This window comes from Microbacterium sp. Mcb102 (assembly GCF_024519805.1).
Classification (GTDB): Bacteria; Actinomycetota; Actinomycetes; order Actinomycetales; family Microbacteriaceae; genus Microbacterium.
On sequence record NZ_JALJRG010000001.1, the window covers coordinates 627471 to 641307 of the forward strand.

The 13837-nt window shown below is 66.8% G+C and carries 17 protein-coding genes and 2 tRNA genes; 10 read left to right on the forward strand and 9 right to left on the reverse strand.

Features of this window, described 5'->3' with window-relative positions; translation table 11 throughout:
- Positions 1–14: 14 nt before the first annotated feature.
- Entirely contained in the window at positions 15–1859 is a 1845-nt protein-coding gene (locus OC372_RS03005) for a DEAD/DEAH box helicase (protein WP_410054848.1), read from the reverse strand.
- Positions 1860–1906: 47 nt separating this feature from the next.
- Positions 1907–3607: a long-chain-fatty-acid--CoA ligase gene (locus tag OC372_RS03010; protein WP_105709880.1), complete on the reverse strand. Its 1701-nt coding sequence runs from the start codon at positions 3605–3607 to the stop codon at positions 1907–1909.
- Between the two features lie 83 nt (positions 3608–3690).
- Between OC372_RS03010 and OC372_RS03015 the strand changes: the two genes are divergently transcribed.
- Genes OC372_RS03015 through OC372_RS03055 form a run of 9 tightly spaced genes read left to right on the forward strand, consistent with a single transcriptional unit; the run spans position 3691 to position 10637 of the window.
- Complete coding sequence (locus tag OC372_RS03015) at positions 3691–4029, forward strand: ArsR/SmtB family transcription factor (RefSeq protein WP_262000893.1); 339 nt, start codon at positions 3691–3693, stop codon at positions 4027–4029.
- The gene (locus tag OC372_RS03020; protein ID WP_262000894.1) at positions 4026–4487 is read left to right on the forward strand and encodes an SRPBCC domain-containing protein; all 462 of its coding nucleotides are present in this window, start codon (positions 4026–4028) and stop codon (positions 4485–4487) included. The genes OC372_RS03015 and OC372_RS03020 overlap by 4 nt, the downstream gene beginning before the upstream one ends.
- Positions 4480–5076, forward strand: a complete 597-nt coding sequence (locus tag OC372_RS03025) for a dihydrofolate reductase family protein (protein WP_262000895.1) — start codon at positions 4480–4482, stop codon at positions 5074–5076. Before OC372_RS03020 ends, OC372_RS03025 begins: the two co-directional genes overlap by 8 nt.
- Before the next feature lie 9 nt (positions 5077–5085).
- Positions 5086–5385 carry an Asp-tRNA(Asn)/Glu-tRNA(Gln) amidotransferase subunit GatC gene (gene gatC / locus OC372_RS03030; protein ID WP_029263463.1) on the forward strand — a complete coding sequence of 100 codons (300 nt, stop codon included), beginning with the start codon at positions 5086–5088 and terminating at the stop codon, positions 5383–5385.
- Positions 5382–6899 (forward strand): Asp-tRNA(Asn)/Glu-tRNA(Gln) amidotransferase subunit GatA, encoded by a 1518-nt coding sequence (gatA, locus tag OC372_RS03035; protein ID WP_262000896.1) that lies wholly within the window; start codon positions 5382–5384, stop codon positions 6897–6899. Before gatC ends, gatA begins: the two co-directional genes overlap by 4 nt.
- On the forward strand, positions 6899–8413 hold the full coding sequence (gatB, locus tag OC372_RS03040) for an Asp-tRNA(Asn)/Glu-tRNA(Gln) amidotransferase subunit GatB (RefSeq protein ID WP_029263461.1): 1515 nt from the start codon (positions 6899–6901) through the stop codon (positions 8411–8413). The genes gatA and gatB overlap by 1 nt, the downstream gene beginning before the upstream one ends.
- Positions 8414–8460: 47 nt before the next feature.
- Positions 8461–9717: a DNA polymerase IV gene (dinB, locus tag OC372_RS03045; protein ID WP_105709882.1), complete on the forward strand. Its 1257-nt coding sequence runs from the start codon at positions 8461–8463 to the stop codon at positions 9715–9717.
- 37 nt (positions 9718–9754) lie between these two features.
- Positions 9755–10072 (forward strand): hypothetical protein, encoded by a 318-nt coding sequence (locus OC372_RS03050; RefSeq protein ID WP_029263459.1) that lies wholly within the window; start codon positions 9755–9757, stop codon positions 10070–10072.
- Positions 10056–10637, forward strand: coding sequence for a hypothetical protein (locus OC372_RS03055; protein ID WP_105709883.1), 582 nt, complete (start codon positions 10056–10058; stop codon positions 10635–10637). Before OC372_RS03050 ends, OC372_RS03055 begins: the two co-directional genes overlap by 17 nt.
- A gap of 1 nt (position 10638) precedes the next feature.
- Here the strand turns inward: OC372_RS03055 and OC372_RS03060 are convergent, their stop codons facing one another.
- From OC372_RS03060 to orn, 6 genes are all read right to left on the reverse strand, one after another.
- Positions 10639–11142 carry a DUF2017 domain-containing protein gene (locus OC372_RS03060; protein ID WP_262000897.1) on the reverse strand — a complete coding sequence of 168 codons (504 nt, stop codon included), beginning with the start codon at positions 11140–11142 and terminating at the stop codon, positions 10639–10641.
- Positions 11139–11435, reverse strand: a complete 297-nt coding sequence (clpS, locus tag OC372_RS03065) for an ATP-dependent Clp protease adapter ClpS (RefSeq protein WP_219860754.1) — start codon at positions 11433–11435, stop codon at positions 11139–11141. Before clpS ends, OC372_RS03060 begins: the two co-directional genes overlap by 4 nt.
- Positions 11432–11779 (reverse strand): metallopeptidase family protein, encoded by a 348-nt coding sequence (locus OC372_RS03070; protein ID WP_262000898.1) that lies wholly within the window; start codon positions 11777–11779, stop codon positions 11432–11434. Before OC372_RS03070 ends, clpS begins: the two co-directional genes overlap by 4 nt.
- 38 nt (positions 11780–11817) lie before the next feature.
- Positions 11818–12447 carry a LysE family transporter gene (locus tag OC372_RS03075; RefSeq protein ID WP_181156193.1) on the reverse strand — a complete coding sequence of 210 codons (630 nt, stop codon included), beginning with the start codon at positions 12445–12447 and terminating at the stop codon, positions 11818–11820.
- A 91-nt stretch (positions 12448–12538) separates the two neighbouring features.
- Positions 12539–12611, reverse strand: a tRNA-His gene (locus OC372_RS03080).
- A 36-nt stretch (positions 12612–12647) separates the two neighbouring features.
- Positions 12648–13274 carry an oligoribonuclease gene (gene orn / locus OC372_RS03085; RefSeq protein ID WP_105709888.1) on the reverse strand — a complete coding sequence of 209 codons (627 nt, stop codon included), beginning with the start codon at positions 13272–13274 and terminating at the stop codon, positions 12648–12650.
- A gap of 87 nt (positions 13275–13361) precedes the next feature.
- Here orn and OC372_RS03090 point away from each other — a divergent pair.
- Positions 13362–13434, forward strand: a tRNA-Arg gene (locus OC372_RS03090).
- Positions 13435–13514: 80 nt separating this feature from the next.
- On the opposite strand, the gene OC372_RS03095 is transcribed toward OC372_RS03090, so the two are convergent.
- Positions 13515–13784: a hypothetical protein gene (locus tag OC372_RS03095; RefSeq protein WP_105709889.1), complete on the reverse strand. Its 270-nt coding sequence runs from the start codon at positions 13782–13784 to the stop codon at positions 13515–13517.
- Between the last annotated feature and the right edge of the window lie 53 nt (positions 13785–13837).

Consider the following 13837-nt stretch of genomic DNA (forward strand, 5'->3'; position numbering starts at 1 on the left):
CGCGCGATGCGGCGTCAGCTCTTGTGACGGGGCTTGCGGAACGGCTTCTCGTCGCGGCTGTCGCGAGCCGGTCGCTCGTCGCGGTCACGACGCTCGAACCGGTCTCCCGCGTCGCGTCCACCCTCACGCGGGCCGCTGCGGCGCGCGCCGGCGGGGCCGCGGTCGGGCTTGATCTCGATCAACCGACCGGAGATGCGGGTGTCGCGAAGCTTCTCCAGGACGGTCGGACTCATGTTCGCCGGAAGCTCGACGACCGAGAAGTCGGGACGGATGTTGATCGCGCCGAAGTCGTCACGGCCGAGGCCGCCTTCGTTCGCGAGGGCACCGACGATCTGGCGCGGTTCGACCCGATGACGGCGACCGACCTCGATGCGGTATGCCGTGTAGTCGCCGCGACCTCGACGCTCACGCGGTTCGCGGGACTCACGCGCGTCCCGTCCCGTGCGCTCGCGCGGAGGGCGATTATCTGCTTCGACAGCCTTCGTCAGCGGATCGTTGGCCGGGTCCAGGAGCAGCGGCTTGTCGCCCTGAGCGACCACGGCGAGAGCTGCTGCCACGTCGGCCTCGGGGACGTCGTGGTGGCGGACGTAGTGGGCGACGATGTCGCGGAAAGCGTCGATGCGGCCGGTCTCCGACAGTGCGGTGGTGATCGCGTCGTCGAAGCGGTTCAGACGCGTGGTGTTCACGTCCTCCGTGCTAGGCAGCTGCATCTGGGCGGGCTGCTGACGGGTGGCCTTCTCGATCTGCTTCAGGAGGTAGCGCTCGCGCGGGGTGATGAAGCTGATCGCATCGCCCGATCGTCCCGCACGACCCGTGCGACCGATGCGGTGCACGTACGACTCGGTGTCGGTGGGGATGTCGAAGTTGACGACGTGGCTGATGCGCTCGACGTCGAGACCGCGAGCGGCCACGTCGGTCGCGACGAGGATGTCGAGTTTGCCGTCCTTGAGCTGGTTGACACTACGCTCGCGCTGCACCTGGGGCACGTCGCCGTTGATCGCGGCTGCGGAGTATCCCCGGGCCCGCAGCTTCTCGGCCAGCGTCTCGGTCTCGTTCTTGGTGCGCACGAAGACGATCATCCCGTCGAAGTTCTCGACCTCGAGGATGCGGGTGAGCGCATCGACCTTCTGCGCATACGATACGACGAGGTATCGCTGCGTGATGTTCGTGCCGGTGGCGGTCTTGGACTTGATGCTGATCTCTTCCGGCTCACGCAGGTACTTCTGCGCGAGTCGACGGATCTGCGGCGGCATCGTGGCCGAGAACAGCGCGACCTGCTTCTCCTCCGGGGTCTGCGCGAGGATCTGCTCGACGTCTTCCGCGAAGCCCATCTTCAGCATCTCATCGGCCTCATCGAGCACCAGATACTTCAACTCGGACAGGTCGAGTGTGCCCTTGGCGAGGTGGTCCATGATTCGGCCGGGCGTACCGACGATGACGTGGACGCCGCGTCGCAGCGCGGACAGCTGCACGCCGTAGCCCTGTCCGCCGTAGACGGGGAGGACGTGTACGCCCTTCATCTTCGAGGCATAGGACTCGAATGCCTCGCACACCTGGAGTGCGAGCTCACGGGTGGGAGCGAGCACGAGCGCCTGCGGGATCTTCTGGGAGACATCGAGGCGTTCGAGGACGGGAAGCGCGAAAGCGGCGGTCTTACCCGTTCCGGTCTGCGCCTGGCCGACGACGTCGCGGCCGGCGAGAAGCGTCGGAATGGTCGCCGCCTGGATGGGCGACGGGGTCTCGTAGCCGAGGTCCTTGATGGCTTTGAGGACGGGCCCGGTGATGCCGAGCTCCTCGAATCCGGGGGTCGCGGGGGAGTCCTCGGGGGCGTCGGTCAGCACTGCATCTTCAGGGGTCACTTCCCAAGGGTAGCGCGCTGCGGCGCTCGGCGCCTGTGAGGACGACCTCAGGCGCCGGTGGTCAGGGCGAGCAGCTTCTCCTTGACCTGACGTCGGAGCACCTTCCCGATCAGCGATTTGGGGAGCTCGTCGACCACGAACACACGACGCGGCACCTTGTACGGAGTGAGGATGCTGCGGGCGAAATCTCGGATCGCCTCCACATCGACATCGGTTCCGGCATCCACGACGATGGCGGCGACGACCTCCTCGCCGGAGTGCTCGCTCGGCAACCCGACGACCGCGGCATCCGCGACCTGGGGGTGCTGGCGCAGCGCGTTCTCGACCTCGGTGGGCGCGACGTTGAAGCCGCCGGTGATGATGAGCTCCTTGATGCGATCGACGATGCGGACGAATCCGGCGTCGTCGATCGTAACGATGTCACCGGTCCGGTACCAGCCGTCGACAAAGACGGCTTCCGTCTCCTCGGGCTTGCCGTAATACCCCGAGAACACCTGGGGGCCGCGCACGACGAGTTCTCCGGCTGATCCGGCCGGGACGTCTTCGCTCGGGTTCTCCGGGTCGACGACACGGCATTCGGTCCCGGGCAGGGGGAGCCCGACCGTGCCGGGCTCGCGGTTGTCCGCGACCGGGTTCGCCATCAGGACGGGCGAGCACTCGCTCAGTCCGTAGCCCTCGACGAGGTAGCCATGCGTGGCCTCTTCGAAGGGGACGACCAGCTCGTGCGGCAGTGCCATGGCGCCGGAGATCGCGACCTCGATGCCGTCGAGCGACACACCCTTCTCCTTCGCTGCGGCGAGGAGGCGGTCCGCGATGGGCGGCACGAGTGGGAGGAATGTCGCGGGGTGCTTCTTGACGACGTCGAGCACGAGGTCCGGATCGAACTTGGGGAACAGCACGAGTCGGGCGCCCATCGACATCGCGAATGTGAGGCAGAGCGTGAGGCCGTAGGCGTGGAACATCGGCAGGACCGCATAGACCACGCAGCCCTTGCCGCGCTGGATCGACGGCACCCAGGCCTGAGCCTGCGCGGCGTTGGCGAGCAGGTTGCGGTGTGTGAGGGCCGCGCCCTTCGGCGTTCCCGTGGTACCGGACGTGTACTGGATGATCGCGAGATCGTCGGTGCGCGGCATCGGATGTGAGGCGGGGATCGGCTCGGAGGCCAGGAGAGAATCCCACGCGACGGTACCGCGCACCTTCTCGGTCAACGCCGCGCGCGACTCGCGAGCCTTGGCGACCGGGAGCCGCAGCGCGAAACGGGTGACGAACGGCATGGCGCGGGTCACGTCGACGGAGATGAGGTTCGTGACGGCCAGATCCGTCGGGAACTCCTGCACCGTGGACACGACCTTGTTCCACACGATCGCGTGCTTCGCGCCGTGATCCTCGAACTGCTTGCGCAGTTCGCGAGGGGTATAGAGAGGGTTGTGCTCGACGGCGACAGCGCCGAGACGGAGTACCGCGTAGAAGGCCACGATGTGCTGGGGGCAGTTCGGTAGAACGATGGCGACCGGGTCTCCTGCGCGGACCCCGAGGTCGCGAAGTCCTGCTGCGGCGCGGTCGATCGCCGACTGCAGCTGTGCGTAGGTGGTCTCGCGGCCGAAGAACTGCAGGGCGGGAGCGTCCGGGTAGTCGCGGGCCGAAGCGGCGACGATGTCGACGAGCGAGCCGTCCACGGGAGGGAGGTCGTCGGGGACTCCTGCGGCATAGCTGGCGATCCACGGGCGAGGGGGCTGGAACGTGCTCACCCGCCCAGCATAGGACGGCGCTGTGCTTGACACCTTCCGGCTATGGCGCTGTACTTAAGCGATTACTTAATCACGGAGGTGTCATGGCGGCCATCACGGACGATCTCTCGCTCGTGTTCCATGCGCTCGCGGACCCCACGCGGCGACGAATGCTCGAGCGGCTCAGTCGCGGAGACGCCACGGTGGGTGAGCTCGGTGCCCCGTTCTCGATCAGCGCTCCCGCTGTTTCGCAACACCTGCGGGTGCTCGAGAAGGCCCGGCTCGTCGAGCGCCGCACGCGCGCGCAATGGCGCGTGTGCTCCCTCTCCCGCGAGCCGCTGGACCAGGCGTCCGAATGGGTGGAACGCAATCGCAGGGAGTGGCACGAGCGATTCGAGCGGCTGGATGCCGTGCTCGCGCGGGACGAGGACGAAGAAGCATGATGAGCGGTCGCGGCGCGGGACCGCGCGAGCTGGAGATCTCACGGACCTTCGACGCAACGCCCGAGCGTCTGTGGAAGGCGTGGACCGATCCCACGGTGATGGCGCGCTGGCTGCATCCACACGGTCTGCATACCCCGGAGGAGACGGTATCCGTCGATCTCCGGGTGGGTGGGGTGTTCCGGTTCTCGATGATCGACCAGGCGGGGGCGTCGTTCGAGAGCGGAGGGGAGTACCTCGAACTGCGCGAACCGGAGTTCCTGCGCTGTACCTGGGGTGCGCCGGACGCACCTGTGGCCGAGATCGAGGTGCGCCTCGCCCCGGTCGACGGGGGACGAACGCAGATGACGTTCCGACTCCTCGGCGCCGTGGACGACACCGGGCATGAAGACAGCGTGTGGACGGGATGGCGCGAGGCCATCGCAGAACTGATGGCCGAGATGGGAGAAGCGCATGGGTGAGATAACGATCGAGCAGATCGTCAGCGTCGATGGATACGCGGCCGACCGCGGGGGAGGTATCGGCTTCTTCGACGATGTCGACTTCGGTGACCAGGCAAGCGCCGACACGGAGCAGATGCGATGGCTCGGCGGTGTCGAGGCGATCCTCCTCGGCAGACGTACGTACGAGATGTTCGCAGATTACTGGCCGCATGCCGATCCACGCGTGGACGCTGTTGCGGGACCGATCAGTCGTCTTCCCAAGTACGTCGTGAGCCGCACGCTCGAGCGCGCACCGTGGGGTGAGGGTGAGATCGAGATCCTGCGCGAGGGCCCGGAGCGTGCCGCGCGGGCGCTCACCGCGCAGTACGGCTCTGTCGCCGTATGGGGGAGCCTCGAGCTCACGGATGCACTGTTCCGGGCGGGGCTCGTGGACGTGCTCCGTCTCCGCATCGTGCCGGTGCTCATCGGCGCGGGGCGCACGGTGGCACCACCGGAGATTGGTGGAATTCCGCTCGAACTGATTGCCGGCCATCGCGACGCGAACGGCATCGTGACCGATGAGTACCGTGTGCGTCGCTCGCCACGACCGGCCGGTGCCACGACCTAGACTGGAGGGGTGTCTGAAATCACCCCTGAACTCGTGCGCCATCTCGGTGTGCTCGCACGCATCCAGCTGAACGACGACGAGGTGTCGCGGCTCACGGGCCAGCTCGACGCGATCGTCGACAACATCGCGAAGGTCTCGGAGGTTGCGACAGATGATGTCGTCGCGACGAGCCACCCGATCCCGCTGAGCAATGTCTTCCGACCGGATGTGGTCGGGCAGACGCTCACGCACGAGCAGGTGCTGCAGAACGCTCCGGACGCCGCGGACGGCCGCTTCCGGGTCACCGCGATCCTGGGAGAAGAGCAGTGAGCGACATCATCCGACTGAACGCGGCCGATCTCGCCGCCAAGCTCTCCACGGGCGAGGTGTCGAGCGTCGAGGCGACGCAGGCGCACCTCGACCGCATCGCCGCCATCGACGGTGACGTGCACGCCTTCCTGCACGTCAACGAGGGAGCGCTCGAGGCCGCAGCCGCGATCGACGCCCGCCGCGCTTCCGGTGAATCCCTGGGGCCTCTCGCCGGTGTGCCGTTGGCGATCAAGGACGTTCTGGTGACGACCGACCAGCCCACGACCAGCGGCTCGCGCATCCTCGAGGGATATCGCTCGCCCTACGACGCCACGGTCGTCGCACGCTCGCGCGCAGCAGGGATGATCGCTCTCGGCAAGACCAACATGGACGAGTTCGCGATGGGTTCCTCCACGGAGCACTCGGCGTACGGCGCCACGCACAACCCGTGGGATCTCGATCGCATCCCCGGTGGGTCCGGCGGTGGCTCCGCCGCTGCTGTCGCCGCGTTCGAGGCTCCGCTTGCGCTCGGCTCCGACACCGGCGGGTCGATCCGTCAGCCCGCGCACGTCACCGGCACGGTGGGCGTCAAGCCCACATACGGCGGCGTGAGCCGCTACGGTGCGATCGCACTCGCCTCCAGCCTCGACCAGGTCGGCCCGGTCTCCCGGACGGTCCTCGATTCCGGGCTGCTGCACGACGCCATCGGCGGGCACGACCCCAAGGATTCGACCTCGCTGCGCGACGAGTGGCCCTCGTTCGCTGAGGCCGCCCGCGAAGGGGCGCGCGGAGACGTGCTCAAGGGGCTCAAGGTCGGCGTGATCCGCGAACTTCCGGACAGCGGCTTCCAGCCCGGTGTCGCGGCGTCGTTCCGCAGCGCGCTCGCGCTCATGGAGGCTCAGGGCGCCGAGATCGTCGAGATCGGCGCTCCACACTTCGAATACGGAGTGGCTGCGTACTACCTGATCCTCCCCGCCGAGGCTTCGAGCAACCTCGCGAAGTTCGACTCCGTGCGCTTCGGCCTGCGGGTGACGCCCGACGGCAACCCCACGGTCGAGGACGTCATGTCCGCGACCCGCGACGCCGGCTTCGGCGATGAGGTCAAGCGCCGCATCATCCTCGGCACGTACGCACTGTCGGCCGGATACTACGAGGCTTACTACGGCAGCGCACAGAAGGTCCGCACGCTCATCCAGCAGGATTTCGCGAACGCGTTCGCCGAGGTCGACGTGATCGCGACGCCCTCGGCCCCGACCACGGCGTTCAAGCTCGGGGAGAAGATCGATGACCCGCTGCAGATGTACCTCAACGACATCACGACCATCCCGGTGAACCTCGCCGGCGTCCCCGGCATCTCCATTCCGAGCGGCCTCGCCGATGACGATGGCCTGCCCGTCGGCATCCAGTTCATCGCTCCGGCGCGCGAGGATGCCCGTCTCTACAAGGTCGGCGCCGCGCTCGAGACGCTGCTCGTCGATTCGTGGGGCGCGCCGCTGCTCACTCGTGCTCCGCAGCTCGCAGAAGGGAAGCGCTGATGGCCGCCGCCAAGCTCATGGACTTCGACAAGGCGCTCGAGCTGTTCGAGCCGGTCCTCGGTTTCGAGGTCCACGTCGAGCTAAACACGAACACGAAGATGTTCTCCGATGCGCCGAACCCGGCCAACGAGGCGTTCCACGCCGCGGAGCCGAACACGCTCATCGCGCCGGTCGACCTCGGACTGCCCGGGTCGCTGCCGGTTGTGAACGAGACGGCGATCCGCTCGTCGATCAGTCTGGGCCTCGCGCTCGGCTGCTCGATCGCCGAATCGAGCCGGTTCGCGCGCAAGAACTACTTCTACCCCGACCTGGGCAAGAACTACCAGATCTCGCAGTACGACGAGCCGATCGCCTATGAGGGCTCGGTCGAGGTCGAGCTCGAGGACGGGACGCTCATCACGATCCCGATCGAGCGTGCGCACATGGAGGAAGACGCCGGAAAGCTCACCCACATGGGCGGAGCCACCGGACGTATCCAGGGGGCCGAGTACTCGCTCGTCGACTACAACCGTGCGGGGGTGCCGCTGGTCGAGATCGTGACCAACATCATCTACGGCACCGAGCACCGAGCGCCGGAGGTCGCCAAGGCCTACGTGCAGGCGATCCGCGACATCGTTCGCGGGCTCGGCATCTCCGAGGCTCGGCTGGAGCGCGGCAACCTGCGCTGCGACGCGAACGTTTCGCTGCGCCCGCGGGGTACAGACAAGCTCGGTACCCGCACGGAGACGAAGAACGTCAACTCGATGCGCTCGGTCGAGCGCGCCGTGAGGTACGAGATCCAGCGACAGGCGCAGATTCTCGCCGATGGCGGCACGATCACACAGGAGACGCGGCACTGGCACGAGGACACCGGCACGACCTCGCCGGGACGCCCGAAGTCGGATGCCGACGACTACCGCTACTTCCCGGAGCCTGATCTGCTGCCCGTGGAACCGGCCGCCGAGCTGATCGAAGAGTTGCGCGCCGCGCTTCCGGAGCAGCCCGTCGCTCGTCGTCGCCGTCTCATGACGGAGTGGGGCTTCACGGACCTCGAATTCCAGGACGTCCGCAACGGCGGCCTGCTCGAGGTCGTCGAGGCGACGATCGCTGCCGGCGCCACTCCGGCCACCGCACGCAAGTGGTGGACCGGCGAGATCAGCCGTCTCGCGAACGCACAGGAGAAGGACGCGACCGACCTGATCAGCCCGGAGAACGTTGCTGCGCTGCAGAAGCTCGTCGATGCGGGAACCCTCACCGACAAGCTCGCCCGCCAGGTGCTCGAAGGCGTCATCGCCGGCGAGGGCACGCCGCAGGAGGTCGTGGACGCCCGCGGGCTCGCGGTCGTGTCGGATGACGGCGCGCTGATCGCCGCGATCGACGAGGCCCTGGCCGCTCAGCCCGACGTGATGGCGAAGATCAAGGATGGCAAGGTGCAGGCCGCCGGCGCTGTGATCGGCGCCGTCATGAAGGCGATGAAGGGTCAGGCGGACGCCGCACGTGTCCGTGAACTTATTCTCGAGCGCGCTGCGCAGTAGCGTGCCACCCCGGGCCTCGTGTCCGAGGCCCGGGGGAGAATGGTCGCATGGGACACGGTGACGGCAGAGGGCGCATCGTCTCCGCCGTCGATGCCGACGACACGGGAACCCGCATCCTGCACGTCGACATGGACGCGTTCTATGCGGCCGTCGAGGTGCTCGATGATCCCTCCCTCCGTGGTCTGCCGCTGATCATCGGGGCGCCGGACGGCCGTTCCGTCGTCTCGAGTGCGTCCTACGAGGCTCGTCGCTATGGCGTCCGTGCGGCGATGCCGGTTTCCCAGGCGTTACGGCTGTGCCCGTCCGCGCGCATCGTCCTCCCGCATTTCCACCGGTACCAGGAGGTCTCACGGCAGGTGATGGCGATCTTCGAGTCGTTCACGCCCCTCGTCGAGCCGCTGTCGGTCGACGAGGCGTTCCTCGATGTGCAGGGCGTGCGCCGCCTCTGGGGGAGTCCCGCTCGCATCGCGGAGTTGATCCGGCAACGAGTGCTCGACGAGGTCGGCATCACCTGCAGCGTGGGCGTCGCTGCCACCAAGCACGTCGCGAAGATGGCGTCCACGATTTCGAAGCCCGATGGCATGCTCGTCGTCGCAGCGAAGGACACGCTCGACTTCCTCGCGCCGAGACCGGTTCGCGCGATGTGGGGCGTCGGGCCGAAGGCCGCGGAGGCCCTCGAGGCGCGAGGCATCCGCACGGTGCAGGATGTGCGCGAGGCGCCGCGAGAGATGATCGACAGGGCTGTGGGTGCGGCCCTCAGTGCACGCCTCGCGCAGCTGGCGATGGGACAGGATCCGCGTGCCGTCGACACGGAACGCGTGGAGAAGAGCATCGGTCATGAGGAGACATTCGACACGGACATCCGGGATCGGGATTTTCTCCGTGCGGAGCTCCTGCGACTCGCCGATCGCGTCGCAGCGAGGCTGCGGCGTGCCGACTGGGAGACGGCGACCGTCGCGATCAAGATCCGATTCGACGACTTCCGCACGCTCAGCCGCTCCGTGACCCTGAGCGAGCCCACTGCGGTCGGTCAGCGGATCGGCGAGGCAGCCCAGTCACTGTTCGAGCAGATCGATCGGCGGGACCCCGTGCGACTCGTCGGCGTCCGCGCCGAGAACCTGCGCCCCGCTGGCGGTGGCGGTCTCGGCCTCTGGGACGACGACGAGGATTGGCGCAAGGTCGAGGGCGCCGTCGACGAGGCCGTGGCACGGTTCGGCTCGGCGACGATCAGCCGCGCGCGACACATCGGGCGTGTCGATGGCCGAGGCGCCGCGCAGCATCCGAAGGCGCACGGCCTGGATTGATCTCACGCGCGCCCTGTTCCTCGGCTACCGTGGAGGTATGCCGAACATCGCACTGGAACTCGGAAAGCAAGCAGCGTCCTTCGGCGTGAAGAGCGCGTACGGAGAGCCCCAGGATGTCGACGGGGTGAGCATCACTCCCGTTGCATTCACATACTCCGGATTCGGCGGTGGCAGCGGCGACGGTGCCGAAGGCGGGGGAGGGGGCGGTGTCTCCGTCCCGGTCGGGGTCTACGTCCGGCGAGAAGAGGGTCTCCGCTTCGAGCCCAACATCGTCACGCTGCTCCTCGTGGCGGTGCCGTTCGTCTGGGTCACCGGGCGGGCTCTCGTGCGCATCATCCGTGCCCTCAAGAAGTGACGACCCCGTCGCGACGGCTCTGGAGCGCGCTGCGACCCTGATCGAACAGGACGTCCGCGCGCTGGCGGCCGCGAATCCTGTCGTCCTGATCGACGGCGGCAGTGGCGCGGGGAAGTCCTCTCTCGCGGCGAGGCTCGTCAGGCGCTGGCCCGTCCTCGGTCACGTGCAGCTCGTCGCCCTCGATTCGATCTATCCCGGTTGGGATGGCCTCGATGACGGAGCAGAACGCGCTCTCGAGTGGATCCTGCGTCCGCACGGTCGCGGATACCTCGGCACGTGGCGGCGCTGGGATTGGGAGTCGGAGGCCGAGGCGGAGAGCCACGCGGTCGACCCTGCCCTCGGCGTGATCATCGAGGGCAGTGGAATCCTGCGACCATCGACAGCGGGTCTCGCGGACGTCAGGGTCTGGGTGGAATCCGCGGAGGCGTCGCGGAAGACCCGGGCGCTGAATCGTGACGGAGAGACGTACCGTCCGCACTGGGATCGCTGGGCGGCGCAGGAACGCCGTCATCTCGAACGGGACGACCCTCGTGCTCTGGCCACTCGGATCGTCGACGTCCCGTAGGTCAGATCTCCGACGCGGATTCCGCCTCATCGGCAGCCTGGATGATCAGCTCCAGCCGATAGCCGACCCATTCGTAGACATCGTGGCGGCCGTCTTCGTCGGTCTGGACATCGGACGTGATTCCGAGTCGCGTGGCGATGACGAGACGGATGGCGGTGAGCGTTCGAAGCCAGGCTTCGAGGCTATCGAACGCGATGAGGGTCTCTCGCACTTCAAGCGCGTCTTCCTCCGTGAGCGAGTCGATACCCGGGGGGTACTCATCCAGCGCCGCGCGGACCCTGCGCGCGTCGGCGAGACGACGATCGAGGAGATCGTCCCGCGTGGCATCGGCGAACTCGGCCGCAGCATCCGAGTCTTCGGGATAGGGGTTCGGCGTCAGCCGGTCGATGGCCGGATCATCCGTGCCCCGTGATTCGCTGACGAGCTCGATGAAGTCCTCGACGAGCCGGGACAGGTGGAACTCCTCGATCACGGTGATGGGCATGACGATGATGTCGTCGCTCACAGCGGTGCCTTCCTGACGGTGGCCCAAAGCCCGAAGTCGTGCATGGCCTGCGCATGCACCTCCATGGTCTCTCGCGGTCCGGTGGCGACGATCGCGTGTCCCTCGTTGTGCACGGCGAGCATCAGAGCCGTGGCGTGGTCGAGCGAGTACCCGAAGTAGGTCCGGAACACGCGGACCACGTAGCTCATGAGGTTCACGGGGTCGTTCCACACCACGACCTGCCACGGCTCGAGCGGGGCGGCGCTGAGGTCGACGATCTCATCGAGTTCCGGGTGGGCGATCCTCGCCATCATGCCCAGCCCATCTCGTGGAGCTGCTCATCGTCGATGCCGTAGAAGTGAGCGATCTCGTGAACCAGGGTCGTATGGATCTCGTCACGGAGCTCGTGCTCGGTCTCGCACTGGGCGAGATGCGGCTCGCGGTAGAGGACGATCCGGTCCGGAAGTTCGCCCATCCCGTATTGCGTGCGCTCGGTGAGCGCCAGACCGTCGTACAGGCCGAGCAGATCCAGGCTGCCGTCGTCGGGGCGGTCCTCCACGACGAACACGACGTTCTCCAGGCCCTCGACCATGTCATCGGGCAGGAGGTCGAGCTCGTCGATCGCCAGTTCTTCGAAGGCGGCGGCATCCATGTCCATCGTGTCCAGACTAGAGGCGCGCGGGCTCCCGTGTCGGATCAGTGCAGCAGGACGAGCACGCCGGCCACAGCGATGAAGAGAACGCCGAACACCAGGTTGAGGATGCGTTGGCCGCGCACGGATCTCGTGAGGCGCCGGAACGGGCGGGCCGCGGCCGCGAAGAACCCCCACATCACGATCACGTCGACCACGATCACCGTCGCGACCAGCGTGAGGTACTGCGGCACCGGAGGCTCGTCGAGCCGGATGAACTGCGGGATGAACGCCAAGAAGAAGACGATCGCCTTGGGGTTGAGCAGGTTGACCCAGAACCCCCGTCGGATCATCGACCAGTGACTCTCATGAGAGTCGACGGGCACGGGAGCGTCATCCAGGGTGCCCGCAGGTTTCGTGAGGATCAGGCGAATGCCGAGGAACACGAGATAGGCCGCCCCGGCGTACCGGATGGTGTTGAACAGGAACTCCGAGCGCGAGACGAGCAGACCGACGCCTGCCGCGACGATCGCGACATGCACGATCAATGCGATCTGCTGCCCGATGATTCCCCAGATCGAGCGCTTCCACCCCTGGTTGAGCGCATTCGACATCGTGTTGATGGCGCCTGCTCCGGGGGTGAAGCTGATCACCACCGACGCGGTGAGCAAGGAGAACCAGACCGCGAGCGACACCACGCAAGTCTAGGGCTTCGGTGGGGACGGGCAGATCAGCTCGGCGATGCGAAGAAGGCCCGAACCATGCGGTTCGGGCCTTCTTCCTGAGGGTGAGTAACGGGACTCGAACCCGCGACATCCGGCACCACAAGCCAGCGCTCTACCAGCTGAGCTATACCCACCATGTGCCCGCCGGAGCAGGCAACCATACGAGTCTATTACATGTTCGGAGTGAACTCGGACACCGTACGGGTGGCGATCTCCCGTGCGTCGTCGCTCGACGGGCCGGGCTCGTCGACGAAGACAGCCTCTCGGTAGTAGCGGAGTTCGCGGATCGACTCCAGGATGTCGGCCAGCGCTCGGTGCCCGCCGTCCTTCGCCGGTGCCTGGAAGAAGACACGTGGGTACCACCGCCGCGAAAGCTCCTTGATGCTGGAGACGTCAACGTTCCGGTAGTGCAGCCACTGGTCGACCTGCGGCATGTACTTCGCGAGGAACATCCTGTCGGTACCGATCGTGTTGCCCGCGAGCGGCGCCTTGCGCTCGAGCGGAACGAAGCGCTTGATGTATGCGAGTGTCTGTTCCTCGGCCTCTTCGAGAGAGACCCCGTGCGGGATCTCCAGGATCAGGCCGGACGTCTCGTGCATCTTGGTCACGAAGTCATTCATGTGCTCAAGGGCTGCAGCGCCGGGGCGGATCACCACCTGAAAACCGGGATCGACGGGGTTGAGCTCGAAATCGGTGATGACGACAGCGATTTCCACGAGCTCATCGACCGCGAGATCGAGGCCCGTCATCTCGCAGTCGATCCAGACGAGACGATCGTTCTCGGACGCAGATACCATGCCGCCATCCTATCGACGGCCCCGACATCGCTGGGGAAGATGCACTTCCTCGAGCATCGTCGGGTCCGCGATACTCTAGAAGCGTGCGCCTCCGTAGCTCAGGGGATAGAGCAGGAGCCTTCTAATCTCTTGGTCGCAGGTTCGAATCCTGCCGGGGGCACCTTCACCCGATCCGTGTCGGACGGGACGCGAGCTCGTCGCGATGAGCCCATCGACCCGGTCGGGCGCGATCCTTCTGCCTCAGCAGTAGCGAAGCGCGGCGACCGCGTCGTCCGCACGCCAGAACTCACCGATCACGCGAAAGACCCCGGTCGCGAGGTGCAGGCGCTCGGCGCGATATCGGATTCCGAGGGGATCGGCGACGATACGCAGGTGGCCGAGGACATGTTCTCGTCGGTCCTGCACGCGCCAAAGGTGATCCGCGGCGCGGACGAGGTGCTCGCGGGGAGAAGAGAGCCGGGGCGTGGCATAGGGGACGTCGGGGAGAGAGGTGGTCAAGCTTTCGGACATCGGAACTCCTTTCGTGATTCGAAGCTATGACCGACCACCGACATTCGCCTGTC